Genomic DNA, 20,977 nt, shown 5'->3' on the forward strand with positions numbered 1-20,977 from the left:
CCCGGCCGACTACCGGGGAAGGCGGTCGTCCCCGACCACCCCCGGCCTCCGGGACCCCTCGGGCCGGCAGATGCTGAGGTCCCCAAGGGCACGGTGGCTCAGGGCGTGCCGTTCGCCGTCGTCGACACCCGGGGCAGGATCGCGGCCGCGCACGCCGGCCCCGTCACCGAGCGCGAGACACGCGACCCGGCGCTGCCGCTCACCCGCTCCTGAGGGGCGCCGGTCAGCCGGACCCGCCCGGTCGCAGGGCGGCCACGGCGCTCTTCGCCGCCTTGATGGCGCCCTTGTTGATCTCGTCGGTGCCCGGCGCCTTCTTCGTCTCGAAGTCGCTGCCGTTGTAGGTGACGACGACCAGCGCGTTGGAGGCCCGGATCAGCACCACGCCCTCGCGGGTCTCCTGCTTGTTCTCGGTGCTGAGGTTCACGACCGAGTAGCCCGCGTCACCGACGCCCGGGACGGGGCCACCGCCGCTCTTCTCGGTGACGCGCTGCTGGTACTCCTTCTTCGCCGCCTCGTCCGAGCCGGTGATCTCGAACGAGACGTCGAGCCAGCGGTAGTCGTAGCCCTTGAGCGCGTTCCAGGAGCAGGTGCGGCGCAGCGCGGTGTCCGTCGACGGGATCTCCTTGCCCGCCGTCTTCGCCCCGGGCACCAGGGACTTGACGATCGCCGCGGGCACGCTGGAGCAGGGGGCGGGCGCGGCGGTGTACGACTTCGACGCCGCCGTGGACGACGGCGCCGACGCCGCACCGGTGGGCGTCTGCTGGGCCGGCCGGTCACCGGCGGCCGCCGGCGCGGCCGGACCCGAGGACAGCGCCCAGCCGGCGCAGGCGAGCACGGCGACCGGCGTCAGGCGCGCGGTCAGGGCGAGCGGCAGAGGCAGTGAACGCACGGCGCACTTCTCGTGGGGGAGGGGCGCGGAAGGGTTCCGCGGGGTGGCTGGGACGACAGTGTCACACGGCTGACTGTGCGGCGGAAGGGCGAACTCGCTGTGTGCCCGGCCGGTAACTCAAGCCCACGGAAGCCAGGTTGAAAATTCCGCTATGTCCGTTCAGGGGACGCGGGCGGTCCACTCCGGCGAGCCGAACTTCGTCCGCGCCAGCTCCTCGGCCCGCGCCAGTTCCTCCGGCGTCACCTTGCCGTCCACGAGGCCGTACCGCCCCCGGAACGACTCGATCATCCGCCCGATGACCGCGTCCCGCGGCAGCCCCGTCTGCCGGCGCAGCGGATCGACCCGCTTCTTCGCGCTCCTGGTCCCCTTGTCGGACAGCTTCTCCCGCCCGATTCGCAGCACCTGGAGCATCTTGTCCGCGTCGATGTCGTACGACATGGTCACGTGGTGCAGCACGGCCCCCGGGCCGCCGCCCGGACCGACGATCCGCTTCTGCGCCGCGCCCGCGATCTTGCCCTGGTCGGTGGCGATGTCGTTCAGCGGCTGGTACCAGGCGCGGATGCCCATCTCGCCGAGGGCGCCGAGCACCCAGTCGTCCAGGTAGGCGTAACTGTCCTGGAAGGACAGGCCCTGCACCAGCGACTCGGGCACCGACAGCGAGTAGGTGATGGTGTTGCCGGGCTCCACGAACATGGCGCCGCCGCCGGAGATCCGCCGCACCACCTCGATGCCGTGCCGGGCGGCGCCCTCCGGGTCCACCTCGTTGCGCAGGGACTGGAAGCTGCCGATGATCACCGAGGGCGCGCCCCACTCCCACACCCGCAGCGTGGGCGGCCGGCGGCCCGCGGCCACCTCGGCGGTCAGGACCTCGTCCAGGGCCATGTGCAGCGCAGGGGGCTGCGGGCCCTCATGGATGAGCTGCCAGTCGTAGTCGGTCCAGTCCGTGGCGTGTGCCAGCGCCCGGCGCACCGCGATCCCGACGCCCTCCGAGGTCAGGCCGTACATGACCGTGCCCGCGGGCAGCCCCGCGTCGATCCGGGCGGCGAGCCCGGCCGCGTCGGTGTCCGCGGGGGCGCCCTCGAGCGCGCGGTTCACCGCGTCCAGCGCCTCGTCCGGTTCCAGGAAGAAGTCGCCCGCCACGCGCACGTCGCGCAGCACGCCGTCCTCGGCCGCCACGTCCACGACGACCAGCTTGCCGCCGGGCACCTTGTACTCACCGTGCACTGCCTGGGCCTCCCTCTTCGTCGACGGGATCAACGCCGCGCAGCCCGGTGGTGTTCCCGGCGGGACCGGGCGGGAAGGGACGCGGGAGAGGGGGCACGGGAGCCGGGCCGGAAAACCGCGGCGCCCGCGCCGGGCGGGTCCGATACTGGGGCCCGGTCCACACGCGCGAGCACCGAGGTGACAGATGCGGTTCACCACCCGGCCCACCCTCCAGGGCACCTTCGGCATGGTGTCCGCCACGCACTGGCTGGCCTCCCAGTCGGCGATGGCGGTGCTGGAGGACGGGGGCAACGCGTTCGACGCGGCCGTGGCCGGCGCCTTCGTGCTGCACGTGGTGGAGCCGCACCTGAACGGGCCGGCCGGCGAGGTGCCCATCCTGTTCGCACCGGCCGGCGGCGAGGTGCGCGTGCTGTGCGGGCAAGGCGTCGCCCCGGCCGCCGCCACCGTCGCGCACTACCAGGGACTCGGCCTCGACCTCGTACCCGGCACCGGACCGCTCGCCGCCGCCGTGCCCGGCGCCTTCGACGCCTGGCTGCTGCTCCTGCGCGACCACGGCACCAAGCCGCTCGAGGACGTCCTGAAGTACGCCATCGGCTACGCCGAACACGGGCACGCGCCCGTGGAGAACGTCGGCGCGACCGTGGAGAGCGTACGCACGATGTTCGAGACCGAGTGGCCCTCCTCGGCCGAGGTGTACCTGCCCGGCGGCCGGGCGCCCCGGCCCGGCGAACTGCTGCGCAACCGGGCCCTGGCCGCCACCTGGCGGCGGCTGCTGGCCTGCACCGCGCGGGCCGGCGGCCGGGAGGCCCGCATCGACGCGGCGCGCGAGGTGTGGCGCTCCGGCTTCATCGCCGAGGCCCTGGTACGGCAGTCCCGGCGGCCGACCCTGGACACCAGCGGGCGGCGGCACACCGGCACCCTCACCGAGGCCGACCTGGCCGGCTGGTCGGCGTCCTACGAGGCGCCCGCGACGTACGACTGGAACGGCTGGACCGTGTGCAAGGCCGGACCGTGGAGCCAGGGCCCGGCCTTCCTCCAGCAACTGGCCCTGCTGCCGCCCGCACTGCCCGCGTACGGCTCGGCGGACTACGTCCACCTGCTGATCGAGGGCTGCAAGCTCGCCATGGCCGACCGGGAGGCCTGGTACGGGGACGCGGCCGAGGTGCCGCTCGCCGACCTGCTGTCGGACGAGTACAACACCGGCCGCCGCGCCCTCGTCGGCGACAGGGCCTCCTGGGAACTGCGCCCCGGCAGCCCCGGCGGGCGCACCCCGCGCCTGCCCGCGCAGGCGCACAAGCACGTGACCGGCGACGACCTGCGGTTCAGCCCGATGGGTGCGGGCGAGCCGACCGTCGCGGACCTGACCGGCGAGGCGCAGGTGGCCGCCGACGGCGGCACCCGCGGCGACACCTGCCACCTGGACGTCGTGGACCGCTGGGGCAACATGATCGCGGCCACGCCCAGCGGCGGCTGGCTGCAGTCCAACCCGGTGGTGCCCGAACTCGGCTTCCCGCTCGGCACCCGGCTGCAGATGACGTGGCTGGAGGAGGGACTGCCGAACTCCCTCACCCCGGGCCGCCGTCCCCGCACCACCCTGACCCCGTCCCTGGCGGTGCGCGACGGCGTCCCGGTGATGGCGTTCGGCACACCCGGCGGGGACCAGCAGGACCAGTGGCAGACGCACTTCTTCCTCGCCGCCGTGCTGCGCGCCCCGGTCCGCGGCGGCCTCGACCTGCAGGGCGCGATCGACGCCCCGAACTGGCACAACGACAGCTTCCCCAGCTCCTTCCACCCGCGCGGCCGGCGCCCCGGCAGCGTCACCGTGGAGTCCCGCACGGACCCCGGGGTGATCGAGGCGCTGCGCCGCCGGGGCCACGACGTCACGGTCGGGCCCGGCTGGTCGGAGGGTCGCCTGTGCGCGGTGGCCCGCGACCCGGAGACGGGCGTCCTGTCGGCCGCCGCGAACCCGCGCGGGATGCAGGGGTACGCGGTCGGCCGCTGACGGCCGCTCCGGCACCCGCTCTTCATCCCGATTCCACCCGGCGTCCACCGGCCCGGCGTGGATTGTCAGCGGCGCGTGGTCTCATGGGGGACATGATCGACGAAACGGAAACCATCGAGGAGTTTCTCACCCGCAACTCGGCCGACGTGGAGGAAGCGGTCCGCATGGCCGCCGCGGCCGAGATCCTGCCGCGCTTCCGCCGCCTCGCCGAGCACGAGGTGGACCGCAAGAGCGGTCCGCACGACCTGGTGACCGACGCCGACCGGCTCGCCGAGAAGCGGCTCACCGAAGTCCTCGGCGCCCTGCTGCCCGGCTCGGTCGTGGTCGGCGAGGAGGCGGTGCACGCCGACCCGGCCACCTACGAGGCGATACGGGGCGACGCACCGGTCTGGATCATCGACCCGGTCGACGGCACCCGGCAGTTCGTGCACGGCGACGAGGGCTTCTGCACGCTGGTCGCGCTCGCCCACCGGGGCGTCGTCCAGGCGTCCTGGACCTACGCCCCCGTGCCGGACCGGTTCGCCACGGCCGTCCGCGGCCGGGGCGCGTTCCTCGACGGCGAGCGGCTGTTCGCGGGTCCGCCCGAGCCCGGCCGGGACCTCACCGTCGCCACCTCCCACCCGGACTTCACCACCGACGAGCAGAAGCACGCGCTGCGCGCCCTGTGGACCGACGGTCTGGCCCCGCGCCCGTGCGGCTCCGCGGGCCTGGAGTACCTCGCCGTGGCCCGGGGCGAGTTGGACGCGGTCGCCTTCTCCTGGGAGGCGGCCTGGGACCACGCGGCGGGCCTGCTGCTGGTCGAGGAGGCGGGCGGCGCCCACCTGACGCGCACCGGCGAGCCGTTCCGGGTGACCGGCGGCAACGCACTGCCGTTCACCGCCGCCCGGGACGCCGCCACCGCCCGCCGCGTGGCGCACCTGCTGGGCACCGGCGGCTGAGCCACCCGGCCCGGTCACCGCGGGGACACCGGCATATCCTGATCGCGAGTGGCCATCGGCTGACGAAGGAGTCCGAAGGTGCCGTCGATGCTCGATGCGGTCGTGGTGGGTGCGGGACCGAACGGACTGACCGCTGCCGTGGAGCTGGCCCGCAGGGGCCACTCCGTCGCCCTGTTCGAGGCGCGGTCCACCGTCGGCGGCGGCGCGCGCACCGAGGAGCTGACGCTGCCGGGCTTCCGGCACGACCCGTGCTCGGCCGCGCACCCCCTCGGCATCAACTCGCCCGCCTTCCGCGCCCTGCCGCTCGAGCGGTACGGCCTCGAGTGGGTGCACGCGGACCTGCCGATGGCACACCCGTTCCCGGACGGGAGCGCCGCCGTGCTGGCCCGGTCCGTCGCCGAGACGGCGGCCTCCTTCGGTCCGCGCGACGCGGGCGCGTACCGCAGACTCGTCGAGCCGTTCCTGGCCAAGTGGGACACCCTGGTGAGGGACTTCATGTCCCTGCCGTCGACCGCGCTGCCCCGCGACCCGGTCACCCTGGCCCGCTTCGGCCTCGCCGGGCTGCCGCCCTCCACCCTGCTGATGCGCCGCTTCCGCGACGAGCCGGTCAAGGCCCTCTTCTCCGGCCTCGTCGCCCATGTGATCGCCCCGCTCGGCGGCCTCGCCACCGGCGCCATCGGCCTGGTCTTCGCGCTGGCCGCGCACGCCCGCGGCTGGCCCCTGGCCCGCGGCGGATCCCAGGCCGTCTCGGACGCCCTCGCCGCCTACCTCACGGACCTCGGCGGCGCCGTCCACACCGACTACGAGGTCAAGCGGCTCGACGACCTGCCGCCGGCCCGCGCCTACGTCTTCGACACCTCGCCCGCCGCGCTCGCCCGCATCGCCGGCTTCGGCGGGTACTACGACCGCTTCCGCTACGGCCCCAGCGTGTTCAAGATCGACTACGCGCTGGACGGACCGGTTCCCTGGACCGCCCCCGAGGCCCGGGTCGCCGGCACCGTGCAGGTCGGCGCGAGCCAGGCCGAGATCGGCACCGCGCTGCACGCCGCGTCCCGTGCGGGCCGGGCCCCCGACCGGCCGTTCCTGATCACCGTCCAGCCCAGCGTCGCCGACCCGACCCGGGCGCCCGAGGGCAAGCACGTCTTCTGGACCTACGGCCACGTCCCGAACGGCTGGCGGGGCGACCTGACCGACGCCATCGAACGCCAACTGGAGCGCTTCGCCCCCGGATTCCGCGACCGCGTCCTCGCCCGCGCCACCATGGGCCCGGCCGAACTCGCCGCCCACAACGCCAACTACGTCGGCGGCGACATCGCCTGCGGCGCGGCCTCCGGCCTCCAGCTGCTGCTGCGCCCCAGACTGTCCATGTTCCCGTACCACACCCCCCACCCGGCCGTCTTCATCTGCTCCTCGGCCACCCCGCCGGGCCCGGGCGTGCACGGCATGTCGGGGCACAACGCGGCCAAGGCCGTCTGGCGGAGACTGAGGCAGAAATGACCACGATCACCTTCGTCCGGGGCGACATCACCCGGCAGAGCGCCGACGCGATCGTCAACGCCGCCAACTCCTCCCTGCTCGGCGGCGGAGGGGTGGACGGGGCCATCCACCGCAGGGGCGGCGCCGCGATCCTCGAGGAGTGCCGCGCCCTGCGCGCCTCCAGGTACGGCAGGGGCCTGCCCACCGGCCAGGCGGTCGCCACCACGGCGGGCGCGCTGGACGCCCGCTGGGTCATCCACACGGTGGGGCCGGTCTGGTCCGCCGGCGAGGACCGCTCGGAACTCCTCGCCTCCTGCTACCGGGAGTCCCTGCGGGTCGCCGACGAACTCGGCGCCCGTACGGTCGCGTTCCCGGCCGTCTCCACCGGCGTCTACCGGTGGCCGATGGACGACGCGGCCCGCATCGCGGTGGAGACGGTGCGCGCCACACCGACCTCGGTCGAGGAGGCACGCTTCGTCCTCTTCGACGAGCGGGCGTACCAGGCGTTCGCAGCGCAGGCCGGCTGAGCGCGTGCCCGGCTGACCGCACGTCCGGCTGAGCGTGCGCGGACGGCGGGCCCGGCGCCGCCGGGCCCGCCACGGCCCGGCACTCAGCTCAGCAGCCGGCGCTTCTGGGCCTCGAACTCCTCGTCCGTGAGGATCCCTTGCGACTTCAGATCGGCGAGCTCCTTGAGCTGGTCGATCTTGGTGGTCATGTCGTCGCCCGCAGCGGGTGCGGGCGGCGGGGCCATCCGCTGCTGTTGCTGCGCGTACTGCTGCTGTCCGTACTGCTGTTGCTGCTGCTCGTAGTCCTGCTGCGCCCACCGGCCGGCCTGCCGTCGTGAGACGCGGTTGGACACGGCGGTGGCCGTACCGGCGACGACGGCGGTGCGTGCGACGCCCCTGATCAGTCCGGGCATGATCGTCATCTCCCAGTGTGGAAAGGGCCGGCCGGTCAGGCCGCCGCGGAACCGCCGCGGGGAGCCGTCTCCTCCGTGGCGTCCAGCGAAGCCAGCAGCGCCTGGACGGGGATGCGGCCGCTCGCCACGAGCTGGGCGCCGCTGCGGCGCAGGGCGGCGGCCAGGGGAGCGGCCCACAGGTTCTCGTACACCAGCACCGCCGCGGAGTTGCCCGGCTCCAGCGCGTTGCCGGCCTCGTCGATGTCGCTCTGGTCCAGCACCCCGGCGGAGGCGCCCTCGAAGACGGTCAGGTCGATCTCGTCCCCGAGGTCCCTCAGTTCCAGGGCCACGACCGAGCCGTCGCTCTCCTTGCGGACGAAGGCGAGATCGATGATGCGCACGATGCCCCGGTCGGCCAGGTCGACGAGCAGCGGGAACGCCTCGCCCGTCATCCGGTTGCCGGGGAACTCGATCACGAGGTAGTCGACGGGGCCCATTTCTTCGACGCTGTCCATGACCACTCCCTGGGAGCTGCGTTGGTCCGACCCCTGGACCCAATTCCAGCATGGGGCGATGGGCCCCGCACCTCCGTGCCCGTGTCCGTGCGCGTCGGGCGGTGAGCTGGTGGATGCTCCTGCCGATCAGCCAACGGCCGTGGCGATCCTCGCGACGGCGGGTCAGGAGGTCCGCGGGTCGCGGTCCCGCAGGGGCGGCGGTGCGCCGAGGCGGTGCGCCAGGAACGGTTCCTGGGCGGTGACGGCGCCGACGCTGACGCTGACGGCCGCCGCGACGCAGACCACGATCAGCCAGGACAGCAGCACGAAGACGGAGCCCGCCGGACCGTACTCGGCCAGGGCCCGGTTCAGCGCCCGCGGCATGTACAGGCGCGCGGTCGTCGCCAGCACGGTGAGGACCGCCGCCGTGAGCACCGCGCCCGGCAGCAGGGGCTTCCAGCCGACCAGGCCGCCGAGCAGCAGGTGCTGGGTCCACCACCACAGCCCCACCTGGGTGAGGAGCGTCAGGGGCACGCCCAGCCAGGCGCCCACCCCGAAACCGTTCCGCACCGGGCCTTGGAGCACCAGAACCCCGAGCCAAAGGGCGAGCCAGGCCAGCCACCGCCATGGAGCGATGCGGGCGCCCGCCCGGGGGATCTCCCAGGCGCGCTTGCACAGCCGCTGCATGGCCCGGCTGACGGCGGTGGCGGACAGCAGCACCATCAGACCGCCCACGATGCCCGTGGCCTCCTGGAGATTGCCGGTCGTGGGTTCGAAGACCTTCTCCAGCTCGGCGTTGGCCGCGCCCGTCAGCCCGAACACCGCGCGCACCGACTCGATCAACTGGTGGCGCACCGCTGAAGGGGCGTAGGCCGCGAAGACGAAGAGCAGCGGGACCGCCGTCAGGAAGCACTGTGCGGCGAGGCGGGTGCCGGAGTCGAAGATGTTCACCGACACCATGCGGTCCGCGAGATGGGTGAGCACCGGCAAGCGGATCTCCGCCCGGCGGTGAGCCGACTTCGCCCAGGCGACCAGCCGGCCCACCGCCGGCACCCGCACGGAGGTCGGCATGGCGTGGCTCCTTTCGCTGCGTCCAGACTGGGGGCCGGAGCGCGGCACGGCACCCCGGAGACCGTCCGCCGTCCGGCGCCCGGTCGCCCGTCCGGCCCCGTCCACCGCGTGGCGGCACGGCCGCTTCTTCCTTCGGCCGCGCGGACGGCGCCCCGTCGCTCGCCCGTCCGGTCCACCCAGCGCGCGTGGCACCCGTGGACCTGACGCAATGGGGGTGTCCGCGCCCCTACACGCCGGAGGCCCCTCGTGCCAGCCTCATCCGACCCGCACGCACCCGGCCCCGGCCCCCGGCACCCCGACCCGCAGGCACCGGGCCCGGGCCCCTCGAACGCGGCCCCCGACGCGCAGTCATCCGGCCCCGGCCCCGGTCCCGACTCCAGGCACCCGGACCCGCAGGCACCGGGCCCAGGCCCCTCGAACGCGGCCCCTGACGCGCAGTCATCCGGCCCCGGTCCCGGCCACCCGGCCCCTGACCCGCACGCGCCGGGCCCCGGTGCTCAGCCGGGGGACCCGGCTGCCGCGCGGGCGACGGCCCCCGGCCCCGGGCGCCCGGGCGCCGCCCCGCAGGAGCCCGGACCGGGTCACGGCGCGCACGCTTCCGGCCCCCCGGGGCGCGGGGACGTCCCCGGTGCCGACCGGCATCCGCCCGGCGAGCCCCCGGGGCCACCGGGGCGGGGGTCCGGCGGGTCCGGCGGGTCCGGCGGGGAGGGCGGGGCGCCGCGGGGACGGAGCGCCGGGCGCATGGCGCGCGCGGTCGCCTCCGCCGTGCTGATCGTGCTGACGTGCGTCCTCGTGCCCGTCGCGCTGCTCGCCACCTGGGTGCACGACATCGTGCTCGACACCGACCGCTACGTGGCCACGGTCGATCCACTGGCCAAGAACCCCGCCGTGCGGGACGCCGCGGTCCACCGGATCACGGAGGCCGTCGGCGCGCACGTCGACGGTCAGCGGGCCGCCGCGGACATCGCCTCCTGGCTGCAGTCCCAGGGTCTGCCGCCGCTTGCCGCCGACGCGGTCAGGGGACTGGGACCGCAGCTCGACTCCGCCGCCAACCAGGCCGTCACGAAGACCGCCACCCGCGTCGTCGACAGCGACGCCTTCGCGACCGTGTGGAACACCGCCAACCGCGCCGCCCACAACGCCGTCGTGCACGCCCTGACCGGCCAGGGACGCGGTGCCGTCGGCGTCAGCGACGGCACGGTCTCCCTGGACGTCGGCACGGCCGTCGACCGGGTCAAACAGGAACTGGTCGATGCCGGGCTGAAGCCCGCCGCCAGGATTCCGCAGGTGGACAAGCAACTGGTGCTGTTCCAGTCCGAGGAACTCGCCAAGTTCCGCAAGGCGGCCCACCTCCTCGACGTCGTGGGCAACTGGTTCCCGGTGCTCGTCGTCGTTCTCGGCGTCGCCGGGGTGTTCCTGGCCCGCCGGCGACGAAGGGCGCTCGCCCGCACCGCGCTGGGCGCGGCCTTCGCCTGCCTGGTGGTGGCGATCGCCCTGGTCCTGGCCCGCCGCTACTACCTCGACCACCTGCCGCCGAAGGTGCAGTCGAAGGCCGCCGCCGCGGCCGTCTTCGACACCCTGGTGCACTTCCTGCGGGTCAGCCTGCGCACGGCCGTCGTCCTCGGCGTCGTCATCGCGCTGGGCGCCTACCTCGTGGGGCCCGGACGGCTGCCCGTGGCCGTCCGCGGCGCGTCCGACCACACGGCCGACTCCGCCGCCCGCTGGGCGGCGGCCCACCACATCAGCACCGGACGGGTCGGCTCCTGGACACTGGCCTACCGCCGGGTCATCACCCTCGCCGTCCTGCTGATCATCGCGCTGGTCTTCGCGCTCTGGAACCATCCGACGGTGCTCACGGTGCTGCTGCTGGTCCTCGTGCTGCTCGGGGTGCTGGCGCTGCTGGCGCTGCTCGCCGCGGGCGGCCGTGCCGACCTGCGCTCGGCACGCGGACCGGCGCGACCGCCCGGCGACGAGACCTGACCGCGAGGGCACCGCTCGTGCGGCGTTCGGCCCAGGCGGAGCGGGCGCGAGGGGCCCGCCGCCGGTGCCGCCGGTCGCGGCCGCCGCCGTGCGAACTGCGCGCGGACGGGAAGACTGCGATCCTGATCGAGGAGAGCAAGTGTCCATGGGCTGTCGGACGGGGGTGATGACCCCGTGGCTGCGAGACACGAGAACACGCGGCGCCCAGCCGCCGCGTATGTCGACCCGCTGGGAGAGCCGTTTCTGCAGACCCGCTTCGCCCTGCCCGCCCGGCCGGCCACCTTCCTGCGCCGCCGGCGGCTGACCGAACACCTCGATCAGGCCCTCGGCACCCCGCTGACGATGGTGAACGGCTCGGCCGGCGCGGGCAAGACCCTGCTGGTCGCGGACTGGGCCGCCCGCCTCGGGCAGCCGGTCGCCTGGTTCACCAACGAGACGGAGGACCAGGGCTGCGGAGTGTTCTGGGCCTACGTGCTCCAGGCCCTGCGCGCCGCCGGCCTGCCCCTGCCCGCCGAGATCGGCTGCCCGGGCGACGCCGGCCGGGTGGAACGCACCCTGCTGGCCCGCCTCGCCGACGAGCTGAGCGGACGCCCGCGCCCCGCCGTCCTGGTGCTCGACGAGTTCGACCGGGTGACCACCCCGCAGATCGCCGACCAGCTCGAGTTCGTGCTCCACCACGCCGGCCCCGGGCTGCGCCTGATCCTCGTCACCCGCACCGAGCCGCTGCTGCCGCTGCACCGGTACCGGGCCGCCGCGGCCATGACCGAGATCCGGGACGCCGAGCTGGCCTTCACCGCCGACGAGGCGGCCGCCCTCCTGGAGCGGCACGGCCTGTGCCTGTCCGCCGACGCCACCCGCGCCCTGGTGGAGCGCACCCGCGGCTGGGCCGCCGGGCTGCGGCTGTGCGCCATGGCGGCCCAGCAGCACCCGGACCCCGAGACGTACCTCGCGGACTTCGAGGCGGGCCGGTCCACGATCGCCGACTTCCTCCTCGCCGAGGTGCTGAAACGGCAGCCGGCCCGGACCCAGGACCTGCTGCTGGACGTCAGCGTCGTGGAGCGGTTCTGCCCGGGACTGGCCGAGGCGCTGACCGGCGCCGGCGGCGTCGAGCCGGAGCTCGCCGGACTGCACACCCAGAACGCGTTCATCGAGGACCTCGGGCACTCCTGGTACCGGCTGCACCCGCTGTTCGGCGAGATCCTGCGGACCCATCTGCGGGTCCGCTCGCCGGGCCTCGAACCCGAACTCCACCGGCGTGCCGCCCGGTGGCTGCGCGCCTCCGGTTCGCTGCCTGAGGCACTGGCGCACGGCGCCGCCGCGGGCGACTGGGAGTTCGCCGCCCGGGCCCTTGTCGACGACCTGGCGATCGGGCAGCTCTTCACCGGCCTGCGCGCGGACGACCTCACCGAGCTGTTCGCCCGGATGGGACCGGAGGTCCCGGGCCCGGCGGCGGAACTCGTGCGCGCAGCGCGCGACCTGGCGGGGCGTGACATGGGCCGCGGCCTGAGCCACCTGCGCCGGGCCGAGAAGATGCTGCGGGCGGGGGAACGCCCCCGGGCCGAGCGGGCCGCGCGCCCCGGAGGCGGCCCGCGCGACGAGCGCGCCCCGCGCTCCGCGGAAGGCACTCACGAGCCGCCCTCCGACGCGGCGGACCGGCTGGGCTGCGCCCTGCTGGAGGCCCTGGCGGCGCGGCTGACCGGCTCGCCGGGACGGGCCGAGAAGGCGGTGGCGGAGGCCGTCCGGCTGCGCGGCGAGATACCCGCCCACCTGCTGCGCAAGCACCCCGAGTTCACCGCCCTGCTCCTCACCCACCTGGGTTCCGCCCGACTGTGGGCCGGCCGCTTCGACGACGCTCGCGACGCCCTGGCGCAGGCGGCCGGCTGCCCCGGCGGCGTCTCGACGGCCCTGCCCCGGGAGGACTCCCTCGGGCACCTGGCTCTGATCGATTACCTGAACGGCTGGCCGGGCCGGGCCGAGCGCCAGGCGCTGGCGGCCCTGGACGAGACGGAGCAGTTCGGCCTGGGCCGCCCCTCCGGCCCGGGTCTCGGGCAGCTCGTGCTGGCCGCGGTGGCCGTCGAACGCGACGACCTCGCGCAGGCACGCCGTCTGCTGGACGGCACGGCCGGCTCCGGGGCCGTACCGCTCGACCCGGTGACCGCGGCCGGCCGGTCCCTGGCGACGGCGCGGCTGCTGCTGGCGCGCGGCGAGCCCCGGGCCGCCGCGGCAGCGACCGGGCTCGTCGTGCCGGCCCTGACGGCCTCCCCCTGGGCGGAGGTGCACACCGCGCTGGTCACCGCCGCGGCCCAGCTTGCCGAGGGCCGTCCGGACTGCGCCGCGAAGGTGCTCGACGAGGTGCCGTACGCCGGCGAGCCCGCGTACGCGGCGGAGCTGGCCTGGGCCAGGCTCGCCGCAGGTGACCGCGACACGGCGATCGGCCTCCTCGACCTGGTGGGCGGCCGGGACGCTCTGGGTCCGGGCGTCACCGTGCGGGCCGCGCTGGTGCGCGCGCGGGCGGCCCAGGACGAGGGGGACGACGCCGCCGCCCGCAAGCTGCTCGCCCGGGCCCTGCTGGAAGCGCGCGGGGAACGGCTGCGGCGGCCCTTCGTCGAGGCCGGACCCCGGATCCGGCACCTCCTGGACACCCCGCCCCTGCAGGCCCTGGCCGCCGGCTGGCTCGTCCCCGGCGCCCCGGCGGAGCGGAGCCGTCCCGGCGCGGCCGTCGAGTCCGCGCCGCTGGTCGTCGAGGAGCTGAGCCGCCGCGAGCGCGAGGTGCTGGGCCGGCTCGCGCAGATGATGTCCACGGAGGAGATCGCCGCCGACCTGTACGTGTCGGTCAACACCGTGAAGACCCACCTCAAGAGCGTCTACCGGAAACTCGGCGTGAACCGGCGCGGCGACGCGGTACGGCAGGCCCGCGAACGGGGACTGATCTGAACCCGGCACACAACTCGGTGAGGTGGGCATTGCGACACTGGGGAGCGCTGATGGTGCTGGGCACGGCCCAGTTCCTCATGGTGCTGGACACCTCCGTCATGAACGTCTCCATCAGCAGGCTGGTCGAGGACTTCCACACCGAGGTGACCGCCATCCAGGCCGTCATCACCCTGTACGCGCTGGTCATGGCGGCTTTCATGATCATCGGGGGCAGGTTCGGCGACATCCACGGCCGCCGTCGCCTGTTCCTGTCCGGTCTCGTGGTCTACGGCACCGGGTCGGCCCTGACCGCCCTGGCGCCCACGCTGTGGGTCCTCACGCTGGGCTGGTCCGTCATCGAGGGCCTCGGCGCCGCGATGGTGCTGCCGGCCATGGCGGCCCTGGTCGCCGAGTCCTACCGGGGACGGGACCGGGCGGTCGCCTACGGCGTCATCGGCGGCCTGGCCGGCGCGGGCATCGCGGTCGGCCCGCTGCTGGGCGGCTGGGTGACCACGTACCTGACCTGGCGGCTGGTCTTCGCGGGCGAGGTCGTGGTCGTCGTCGCCGTCCTGTGCTGCCACCGGGTGATCAAGGAGTCGCCGCGGACCGGACCGGCGCCCCGGCTGGACGGCATCGGCGCGGTCCTCTCGGCGGCCGGCCTGGCCCTGGGCGTGCTCGGCGTGCTGCAGAGCAGCACCTGGGGCTGGGTGCAGCCGCGCAACCCGCCCTTCACCGTCCTCGGCTTCGCGCCGACCCTGTTCGTCATCGGCGCCGGGGTGGCCGTGCTGTCCTGCTTCGTACGCTGGGAGCGCGCGCGTGAGGCCAAGGGCGCCGACCCCCTGGTGCACCTCTCGCTGCTCCGCGTGCCACCGCTTCGATCGGGGCTGCTGTGCCTGCTGAGCCAGAACCTGATCCTGCTGGGACTGTTCTTCACCATCCCGCTGTACCTCCAGGTCGTGCAGGGCTTCGACGCCTTCCGGACGGGCCTGCGGCTGCTGCCGGTGTCCGTCACGATGCTGGTCACCTCGCTGACCGCCGCCCGGCTCGGGCGCACCCTGGGGCCGCGCCGGGTCGTACGGCTGGCCCTGCTGACGCTGACCGTCGCCGTCGTGTGGCTGCTGGCCACCATCGACCCCGTCATCGACGACGCGCAGTTCGCCGCCGCGATGGCCGTGCTCGGCATCGGCATGGGCCTGCTCGCCTCGCAGCTCGGCAATGTCGTGCAGTCCAGCGTGGGCGAGGAGGAACGCAGCGAGGCCGGCGGCCTGCAGTTCACCTCGCAGAACCTCGGCTCGGCACTGGGCACCGCGCTCATCGGCTCGATCCTGATCGGAGCGCTGGCACACGCGTTCACCGCGGACGTGCAGAACAACGCGCTGCTGTCGGAGCAGACCAAGCGGCAGACCGGAGTGGCCCTCGAAGCCGGGGTCACCTTCGTGCCCACGGACCAGGTGCGCTCAGCGGCCCAGCGGGCCGGGGCGCCCCCGGCCGAGGTCGACGCCCTGACGGACTCGTACGCCACGGCGCAGCTCGACGGCCTGCGGGCGGCCATCCTCGCCACCGGCGCGATCACCCTCGCGAGTTTCCTCGTCACACGCCATCTGCCGGCCGCGCCGGGCCGTGGCCGCCCGGCACGGCCGGCGTACGGCGCTCCGGCCGGCGCCACCGGCGCCCCGGAGTGAGCGCGAAAGGCGACGCCGATGCCCTCGACCCGGCCCACCGCCACACGGACACCATCGGCCGAGCGCCGCGCACACGCCGACTACACCGGCGCCGTCTACGGGTCGATGCTCGCCGCGTCCGTGGTCATCGGCGCCGGTGGGCTGGGCAAGTTCCCCCGGGTGCAACTGGTGGTGCTGCTGGTGCTCACCGGCCTCGTCTTCTGGATCGGGCACGTGCACGCCCAACTGTTCGGCGCCCGGCTCGCGCAGCGCTCGCTGGACGGCCCGACCGTCCGGCGGGTGTGCCGCGAGGAGTGGCCGATCGTCGAGGCGGCCGTTCCGCCGGCCCTGGCCGTCGCCGTGAGCCCGCTGCTGGGTCTGGACGTGGCGGGCGCCGTGTGGCTCGCGGTCGCGGTGGCCGTGGCCGGCCAGGTGGGCTGGTCGGCGGTCGGCGCACGGCAGGCGGGCGCCTCCTGGCGGCTGGTGTCCGTCACCGCGGCGGTCAATCTGCTGCTCGGACTGGTCATCATCGCCTTCAAGCTCGCACTGACCCACTGACCCACTGACCCACCGACCCGCCGACCCACCGATCGGCCCGCGCCGTCCGGCGCCACCGGCCGCCGGACCCCTTATCACCTGCACCGGGTGAGGTCCGGTGGCCCGGGAACGGAGCAGGATCGCAGGTGACACCGCAGCCGGCCCGCGGCGGGAGAACGGCACATGCGCTATGAGATCCGCGTCGATGGACACATGTCGGAGACCCTGACCAAGGCCTTCCCCGAGTTCGACCATGTGATGATGTCCGGTCAGACAGTCCTGTTCGGCCGGATCATCGACCAGGCGCACCTCTACGGGCTGCTGGTCCGCTGCCAGTCGCTCGGCCTGCGGGTCGTGGAGATGCGGCAACTCCCCGAATGAGAAACCGAGTCCGGACCCGCGGCCGTACGGGCCCGTTCCGGCCGGGCCCGTCGCTCACAGGTCCGCCGCCTCCACCCGCCCCGCGCGCGCGGCCTCGCCCAGGGCGGCGAAGTCCCGCTCGTTCTGGTCCGCGTACGCCTGGGCGAAGTGCGGCAGCGCACGGTCGAAGCGGTCCCCGCCGCCGAGGTAGGCGGCGATGGCGACCGGGTCGCCGGAGCGGGCGTGGGCCCGGGCCAGCGAGGCCCCGCACACCTGGCCGAACAGGTCCAGCAGAGCCGGGTCCATGGTCTCCGGCCGGGCGATGCCCTTCCAGTCGAGCAGTTGCCGCACGTAGAAGTCCCGGCCGAGTCCGTCGAGGCCGACGACGTGGGTCCAGCCCAGGAAGATGTCGCTGGTCGTCTGCATGAGCCGCTGCCCCGCCACCACCCGGGTGCCCTGGTTGTCGTACCGCTCCCCGTCCGTGTACGGGGCCAGCACCGACGCCTGGGCCTCCTTGGCCTGCAGCAGCAGGGGATCGTCGTCGTCCCGGCCGAGCAGCAGCAGGATCCAGCAGCGGGTGCCGACGCTGCCGACGCCCACCACCTTGCGGGCCGCGTCCACCAGCCGGTAGTGCCGCAGCAGATGCCGCCGCTCCGAGGGGAGCGTGCGCGCGTACTGCTCCAGCAGCGACTGCAGGTACCGGTCCTCCTGCTCGGCCGGGGCGCCGGCCTCCAGGTCGCGCAGGGGAGTGATCAGCGGTGGGTCAGCGGTGATCCGGCGGCCCCGCGGGGTCAGCGTGGTCAGCTTGGCGAAGGCCCGCATGTGGGTGCGCGTGCGGGCGCGCGCGGTCGCCCGTGCGGTACGGCGCCTGCCCTCCTTGTCCAGGGCGGAGGCCAGCAGCCGGCGCATCCGGTCCGCGTCGTCCTGGGCGTACCAGACGTCCAGCGTGCGCATGCGGGCGAACTCCCGCATGCGTTCCCGGTAGGCCCGCACGCACCGCAGCACCGCCTCGTCCTGCCGCCCGACCGGGAAGCCGTTGGCCCGGCCCGCGATGACGAGACTGGCCGCGAGCCGTTTCACGTCCCACTCGAACGGGCCCGGGAAGGTCTCGTCGAAGTCGTTGATGTCGAAGACCAGACGCCGTTCGGGCGAGGCCAGCAGCCGGAAGTTCAGCAGATGGGCGTCGCCGCACAGTTGCACCTCGAGCCCGGTGCGGGGCAGCGGGCCGAGGTCGGCCGCCATGACCGCGGCGGCGCCGCGGTAGAAGCGGAACGGGGACTCGAGCATGCGGCCGTAGCGGATCGGCACCAACTCCGGTAACCGGGTCGCCGACTGACGCGCCAGCACGTCGATCACGTCCGGCCGGTCCGGCGCGGTCACGAAGACGCCGTGCCCCGAGCGCGGTACCCGGGACCGGGCGTTCCTGCCGTGGGCGGCGCGGTCCGCGGGCGACCACGAGACGGTGGCGGCACTCGGTGCGGTCATGTGCGGAGCCCTCCTCGTACCTCACCCCCGTGTACCTCACCCCCGTGTCACTCCACCGTTCCGGCACCGGGCGAGGGATCACCCACCGCGGGTGATCCCTCGCACCGGCCGGAGCGGGATGCTTTCCGTCGAGGGGTTCGCGCGCCGCCCCGCCGGCGGCCCGGAGACGCCCCGTCGTCCACGCGAGGAGGAGCCATGACCGAGCCGCGTGGCACGGCACCGGGCACCGGACCGTCGCATGCGTTCGGCGGGGCGGCCGCGGGGCCGCCGCCGGGGGAGGCCATGACGGCGCTCGCCCGGTCGTGGGTCTGGATCCTGGGCTCGGCGGTGGTGACGCTGGTCCCGGGTGTGCTGATCCTGGTCTGGCCGGACGAGACGCTGCACGTGCTGGCCGTCGTCATCGGCCTCTACCTGCTGCTGATCGGCGCGCTGCGGTTCGTGACGGCCTTCTCCCGGGAGGGGGCCGGGGAACGGCTGCCCGGGCTGGTCATCGCGGTGCTGTTCGTCCTGGCCGGCGTGCTCTGCCTGCGCAACCCGCTGCAGACCGTCACCGCGCTGTCCCTGATCGTCGGACTCGCCTGGCTGACGTCCGGCATCCTCAGCCTCTACACCGCGATCTCCGCCGAGGACCTCCCGCACCGCGGGGTGGTCCTCGGCGCCGCGCTGCTCGGCATCGTCGCCGGGATCGTGGTGCTCGTCCTGCCCGCCGAGTCGGCGCGGGCGCTGACCCGGCTGCTCGGGCTGTGGCTCGTGCTGCTGGGCCTGGTCGAACTCGCGGTCGCCCTCGCCTGGCGTGCCGCACTGCGCCGCGCGACTTACGCGCCGGACGCCCTGCGGACCACGTCGACCGCCCCACCGGACAGGCCCGGCCCACCGCGCTGAGCCCGTCGGCCGGCTTCGTGGCGCTGAGCCCGTCGGCCGGCTCCGTCGCGCTGAGATCGTCGGTCGGCTGCGTCGCGCTGAGACCTTCGGTTGGCCCCGTAGCGCTGAGATCGTCGGCCGGGCCCCGTCCCGCTGGTGGCCGCCGGCCGGCTCGGTCGCACTGGGCCTACTGCTCGGCTCCGCCGCCGCGGGACCGCTGGTTGGCTCCGTCCCCTGGGACCGCCGGTTGACTCCGCTGAGCCGAGAGCGTCGATCGGCGCCGTCGCCGTGAGGCCGCGGGCAGGCTCCGTCGTTGTGGAACCGCCGGTTGGCCCTGCTGCTGTGAGGCCGCTGGTCGACTGTGAGGCCGCTGGTCGACGTGGCTGAGAGGCCGCTGGTCGACTCCGCCGCCCCAAGGCCGCGTACCGGGCCCCTCGGGTGAGACCGCCGGACGGCCCGCCCTGCCGTCGGGAGACGGCTTCCCCCTCGCTGTGAGACCGCCGGACGGCCCCGTCGCCGGGAGACGTCCCCCGGCCCCCTCGTGCGGGACCGCCGTTCGGCCTCGCGGTTGCGGCACCGCCTGATCACCGTTCGGCCTCGCCGTTGCGGCACCGCCTGACCACCGCTCGGCCCCCCTGCTGCGGCACCGCCTGACCGCCGCCCGGCCCGCCGCCGCAGGGCCGCCGTCTCAGGACGGCTGGACGGTCCGCCGCTCGCTCCGGGGGCGGCGGGTGGCGGCGGCGCGGCGGCCACGATCACCCGCCTCGGGTGAGGCCGCCCCGTCCCGCCCCGCGCACTCTGGGATCGGCACACACCGGCCCGGCCGGCTCGACAGGCCGGAGCCCCGGAACTGAGGAGAGAAATGAGCGCGCAGACCTACCTCGCGTACGACTATCCACTGCTGAGCGCCTTCTGGACGATGCTGGTGTTCTTCCTGTGGATCATGTGGTTCGTCCTGCTGTTCCGGATCATCGTCGACATCTTCCGCGACGACGGCATGAACGGCTGGGCCAAGGCCGGCTGGACGCTCTTCGTGATCGTGCTGCCCTTCCTGGGCGTCCTCGTCTACCTGATCGCTCGCGGCAAGGGCATGGGCAAGCGGGAGATGGAGCAGGCACGCGCCCAGCAGGCAGCCTTCGACTCCTACGTCCGGGAGACCGCGCTGGGCGGCGCGGACCGCAGGAGCAGCGCCGACGAACTCGCCAAGCTGTCCGAGATGCGCTCGCGCGGCGACATCAGCGAGGACGAGTTCCGCCGGGCGAAGGAACTGGTCCTCAGCGGCAGCGGCAGTGGCACCGGCTCCGGTTCCGGGACCGCGCAGCAGCCGGCTCGCGGCGTACCGACCTCGTCCGGACGCTGAGCACCTCCCACCTCGACGAACGGAGGCAGTGGTATGACCGCGTCACCGCGCACCAGCGCACACACCCGGACCGCCAGGCAGCAGTGGGCCGGAGGACTGACGGCCTTCGCGGGCATCATGCTCATGATCGCCGGACTGCTCAGCCTGTTCCGCGGCATCATGGCGATCGCCCACGACGACGTCTTCGTCACGACCCCGAACTACGTCTTCAAGTTCGACCTCACCAGCTGGGGCTGGATCCACCTGGCCCTCGGCGTGGTCGCGATAGCCGTCAGCTTCGGTCTGTTCGGGCCGTCGATGTGGGCCCGGGTCGCCGGCGTGGCCATCGCCGGGCTCGTCATCATCGCCAACTTCCTGTCCCTGCCGTACTACCCGGTGTGGTCGGTGCTGATGATCGCGCTGTCCGGCTTCATCATCTGGGCCCTGTGTGTAGTCAGGCGCGACGACGCCGCCGCGATGCCCTAGCACCGGCACGCCACGACCCGCCGCCGGTGCGAGGAGGACGACGGATGGACAGGTATCCGCCCATCGCGGAGCACGGCACGGTGGGTGACCTCCAGACGGCTGCCCTGGTGTCGTCCGGCGGAACCGTCGACTGGTGGTGCACCCCGCGCTTCGACTCGCCCGGCGTCTTCGCCTCACTGCTGGACAGCGAGCGCGGCGGGCACTGCCGGCCGGCGGCGGAGCACCTGGCTCGCCGGCCTCGCCGCGGCGGCCCGTCTGCCCCGCGCGCCCGTCTGCCCCGCGCGCCCGGCCGCACCGCGCCCGGGGGAGCGACGGCCTGCGCGGCGCCGGGGACCGAGGCGCGACCGCCGCTCCCGGACCCCG

Annotated in this window: 18 protein-coding genes and 1 pseudogene; 13 read left to right on the top strand and 6 right to left on the bottom strand. The window is 74.5% G+C overall.

Annotation, left to right across the window (positions count from 1 at the left end; genetic code table 11):
- Positions 1 to 223: 223 nt before the first annotated feature.
- Both ACFQ9Z_RS30555 and ACFQ9Z_RS30560 read right to left on the bottom strand, forming a co-directional pair.
- Positions 224 to 889 carry a hypothetical protein gene (locus ACFQ9Z_RS30555; RefSeq protein WP_383026220.1) on the bottom strand — a complete coding sequence of 222 codons (666 nt, stop codon included), beginning with the start codon at positions 887 to 889 and terminating at the stop codon, positions 224 to 226.
- A gap of 159 nt (positions 890 to 1,048) precedes the next feature.
- Complete coding sequence (locus tag ACFQ9Z_RS30560; protein WP_383026223.1) at positions 1,049 to 2,113, bottom strand: biotin/lipoate A/B protein ligase family protein; 1,065 nt, start codon at positions 2,111 to 2,113, stop codon at positions 1,049 to 1,051.
- A 184-nt stretch (positions 2,114 to 2,297) separates the two neighbouring features.
- Between ACFQ9Z_RS30560 and ACFQ9Z_RS30565 the strand changes: the two genes are divergently transcribed.
- The 4 genes from ACFQ9Z_RS30565 (at position 2,298) to ACFQ9Z_RS30580 (ending at position 7,056) form a co-directional block, all read left to right on the top strand.
- Positions 2,298 to 4,115: a gamma-glutamyltransferase family protein gene (locus ACFQ9Z_RS30565; RefSeq protein WP_383026227.1), complete on the top strand. Its 1,818-nt coding sequence runs from the start codon at positions 2,298 to 2,300 to the stop codon at positions 4,113 to 4,115.
- A gap of 92 nt (positions 4,116 to 4,207) precedes the next feature.
- A complete protein-coding gene (locus ACFQ9Z_RS30570) occupies positions 4,208 to 5,053 on the top strand; it encodes an inositol monophosphatase family protein (RefSeq protein WP_383026230.1) in 846 nt (281 codons plus the stop codon).
- 87 nt (positions 5,054 to 5,140) lie between these two features.
- A complete protein-coding gene (locus ACFQ9Z_RS30575) occupies positions 5,141 to 6,550 on the top strand; it encodes a phytoene desaturase family protein (RefSeq protein WP_383026233.1) in 1,410 nt (469 codons plus the stop codon).
- Positions 6,547 to 7,056, top strand: a complete 510-nt coding sequence (locus ACFQ9Z_RS30580) for an O-acetyl-ADP-ribose deacetylase (protein WP_383026238.1) — start codon at positions 6,547 to 6,549, stop codon at positions 7,054 to 7,056. The genes ACFQ9Z_RS30575 and ACFQ9Z_RS30580 overlap by 4 nt, the downstream gene beginning before the upstream one ends.
- Before the next feature lie 83 nt (positions 7,057 to 7,139).
- Here the strand turns inward: ACFQ9Z_RS30580 and ACFQ9Z_RS30585 are convergent, their stop codons facing one another.
- The 3 genes from ACFQ9Z_RS30585 to ACFQ9Z_RS30595 form a co-directional block, all read right to left on the bottom strand.
- The gene (locus tag ACFQ9Z_RS30585) at positions 7,140 to 7,448 is read right to left on the bottom strand and encodes an SHOCT domain-containing protein (RefSeq protein WP_383026241.1); all 309 of its coding nucleotides are present in this window, start codon (positions 7,446 to 7,448) and stop codon (positions 7,140 to 7,142) included.
- 35 nt (positions 7,449 to 7,483) lie between these two features.
- On the bottom strand, positions 7,484 to 7,942 hold the full coding sequence (locus tag ACFQ9Z_RS30590; protein WP_383026244.1) for a DUF6325 family protein: 459 nt from the start codon (positions 7,940 to 7,942) through the stop codon (positions 7,484 to 7,486).
- Positions 7,943 to 8,104: 162 nt separating this feature from the next.
- Positions 8,105 to 8,992 (bottom strand): hypothetical protein, encoded by an 888-nt coding sequence (locus tag ACFQ9Z_RS30595; protein ID WP_383026248.1) that lies wholly within the window; start codon positions 8,990 to 8,992, stop codon positions 8,105 to 8,107.
- Positions 8,993 to 9,733: 741 nt separating this feature from the next.
- On the opposite strand from ACFQ9Z_RS30595, the gene ACFQ9Z_RS30600 reads away from it, so the two are divergent.
- The 5 genes from ACFQ9Z_RS30600 to ACFQ9Z_RS30620 all read left to right on the top strand — a co-directional run bounded on the left by ACFQ9Z_RS30600 (position 9,734) and on the right by ACFQ9Z_RS30620 (position 16,464).
- Complete coding sequence (locus tag ACFQ9Z_RS30600; RefSeq protein ID WP_383026251.1) at positions 9,734 to 10,972, top strand: hypothetical protein; 1,239 nt, start codon at positions 9,734 to 9,736, stop codon at positions 10,970 to 10,972.
- A 174-nt stretch (positions 10,973 to 11,146) separates the two neighbouring features.
- Positions 11,147 to 13,906, top strand: a complete 2,760-nt coding sequence (locus tag ACFQ9Z_RS30605; protein WP_383026255.1) for a LuxR C-terminal-related transcriptional regulator — start codon at positions 11,147 to 11,149, stop codon at positions 13,904 to 13,906.
- Between the two features lie 29 nt (positions 13,907 to 13,935).
- Positions 13,936 to 15,567, top strand: coding sequence for an MFS transporter (locus tag ACFQ9Z_RS30610; protein ID WP_383026259.1), 1,632 nt, complete (start codon positions 13,936 to 13,938; stop codon positions 15,565 to 15,567).
- A gap of 18 nt (positions 15,568 to 15,585) precedes the next feature.
- Complete coding sequence (locus ACFQ9Z_RS30615) at positions 15,586 to 16,104, top strand: hypothetical protein (RefSeq protein WP_383026261.1); 519 nt, start codon at positions 15,586 to 15,588, stop codon at positions 16,102 to 16,104.
- A 162-nt stretch (positions 16,105 to 16,266) separates the two neighbouring features.
- Positions 16,267 to 16,464, top strand: coding sequence for a hypothetical protein (locus ACFQ9Z_RS30620; RefSeq protein WP_281295715.1), 198 nt, complete (start codon positions 16,267 to 16,269; stop codon positions 16,462 to 16,464).
- A 54-nt stretch (positions 16,465 to 16,518) separates the two neighbouring features.
- Here ACFQ9Z_RS30620 and ACFQ9Z_RS30625 read toward each other — a convergent pair whose 3' ends face one another.
- A complete protein-coding gene (locus tag ACFQ9Z_RS30625; protein ID WP_383026266.1) occupies positions 16,519 to 17,928 on the bottom strand; it encodes a DUF2252 domain-containing protein in 1,410 nt (469 codons plus the stop codon).
- A gap of 195 nt (positions 17,929 to 18,123) precedes the next feature.
- Here ACFQ9Z_RS30625 and ACFQ9Z_RS30630 point away from each other — a divergent pair, with 195 nt between their 5' ends.
- From ACFQ9Z_RS30630 to ACFQ9Z_RS30645, 4 genes and pseudogenes are all read left to right on the top strand, one after another.
- Positions 18,124 to 18,810: an HdeD family acid-resistance protein gene (locus tag ACFQ9Z_RS30630; RefSeq protein ID WP_383026270.1), complete on the top strand. Its 687-nt coding sequence runs from the start codon at positions 18,124 to 18,126 to the stop codon at positions 18,808 to 18,810.
- 841 nt (positions 18,811 to 19,651) lie between these two features.
- The gene (locus ACFQ9Z_RS30635) at positions 19,652 to 20,149 is read left to right on the top strand and encodes an SHOCT domain-containing protein (protein WP_383026273.1); all 498 of its coding nucleotides are present in this window, start codon (positions 19,652 to 19,654) and stop codon (positions 20,147 to 20,149) included.
- Positions 20,150 to 20,182: 33 nt separating this feature from the next.
- Complete coding sequence (locus ACFQ9Z_RS30640) at positions 20,183 to 20,614, top strand: hypothetical protein (RefSeq protein WP_383026276.1); 432 nt, start codon at positions 20,183 to 20,185, stop codon at positions 20,612 to 20,614.
- A gap of 44 nt (positions 20,615 to 20,658) precedes the next feature.
- Positions 20,659 to 20,835 (top strand): annotated as a pseudogene (locus ACFQ9Z_RS30645) (trehalase-like domain-containing protein); the annotation flags it as partial.
- Between the last annotated feature and the right edge of the window lie 142 nt (positions 20,836 to 20,977).

This window comes from Streptomyces sp. NPDC056580 (assembly GCF_042793175.1).
In the GTDB taxonomy this organism is placed as follows: domain Bacteria; phylum Actinomycetota; class Actinomycetes; order Streptomycetales; family Streptomycetaceae; genus Streptomyces.

Bases quoted from the DNA above. Each gene is read 5' to 3' on its own strand.
- ACFQ9Z_RS30630 (WP_383026270.1), top strand. From the start codon at position 18,124: ATGACCGAGCCGCGTGGCACGGCACCGGGCACCGGACCGTCGCATGCG.
- ACFQ9Z_RS30620 (WP_281295715.1), top strand. From the start codon at position 16,267: ATGCGCTATGAGATCCGCGTCGATGGACACATGTCGGAGACCCTGACC.
- ACFQ9Z_RS30600 (WP_383026251.1), top strand. From the start codon at position 9,734: ATGGCGCGCGCGGTCGCCTCCGCCGTGCTGATCGTGCTGACGTGCGTC.
- ACFQ9Z_RS30595 (WP_383026248.1), bottom strand. From the start codon at position 8,992: ATGCCGACCTCCGTGCGGGTGCCGGCGGTGGGCCGGCTGGTCGCCTGG.
- ACFQ9Z_RS30575 (WP_383026233.1), top strand. From the start codon at position 5,141: ATGCTCGATGCGGTCGTGGTGGGTGCGGGACCGAACGGACTGACCGCT.
- ACFQ9Z_RS30585 (WP_383026241.1), bottom strand. From the start codon at position 7,448: ATGCCCGGACTGATCAGGGGCGTCGCACGCACCGCCGTCGTCGCCGGT.
- ACFQ9Z_RS30590 (WP_383026244.1), bottom strand. From the start codon at position 7,942: ATGGACAGCGTCGAAGAAATGGGCCCCGTCGACTACCTCGTGATCGAG.
- ACFQ9Z_RS30640 (WP_383026276.1), top strand. From the start codon at position 20,183: ATGACCGCGTCACCGCGCACCAGCGCACACACCCGGACCGCCAGGCAG.
- ACFQ9Z_RS30635 (WP_383026273.1), top strand. From the start codon at position 19,652: ATGAGCGCGCAGACCTACCTCGCGTACGACTATCCACTGCTGAGCGCC.
- ACFQ9Z_RS30625 (WP_383026266.1), bottom strand. From the start codon at position 17,928: ATGACCGCACCGAGTGCCGCCACCGTCTCGTGGTCGCCCGCGGACCGC.
- ACFQ9Z_RS30565 (WP_383026227.1), top strand. From the start codon at position 2,298: ATGCGGTTCACCACCCGGCCCACCCTCCAGGGCACCTTCGGCATGGTG.
- ACFQ9Z_RS30580 (WP_383026238.1), top strand. From the start codon at position 6,547: ATGACCACGATCACCTTCGTCCGGGGCGACATCACCCGGCAGAGCGCC.
- ACFQ9Z_RS30570 (WP_383026230.1), top strand. From the start codon at position 4,208: ATGATCGACGAAACGGAAACCATCGAGGAGTTTCTCACCCGCAACTCG.
- ACFQ9Z_RS30615 (WP_383026261.1), top strand. From the start codon at position 15,586: ATGCCCTCGACCCGGCCCACCGCCACACGGACACCATCGGCCGAGCGC.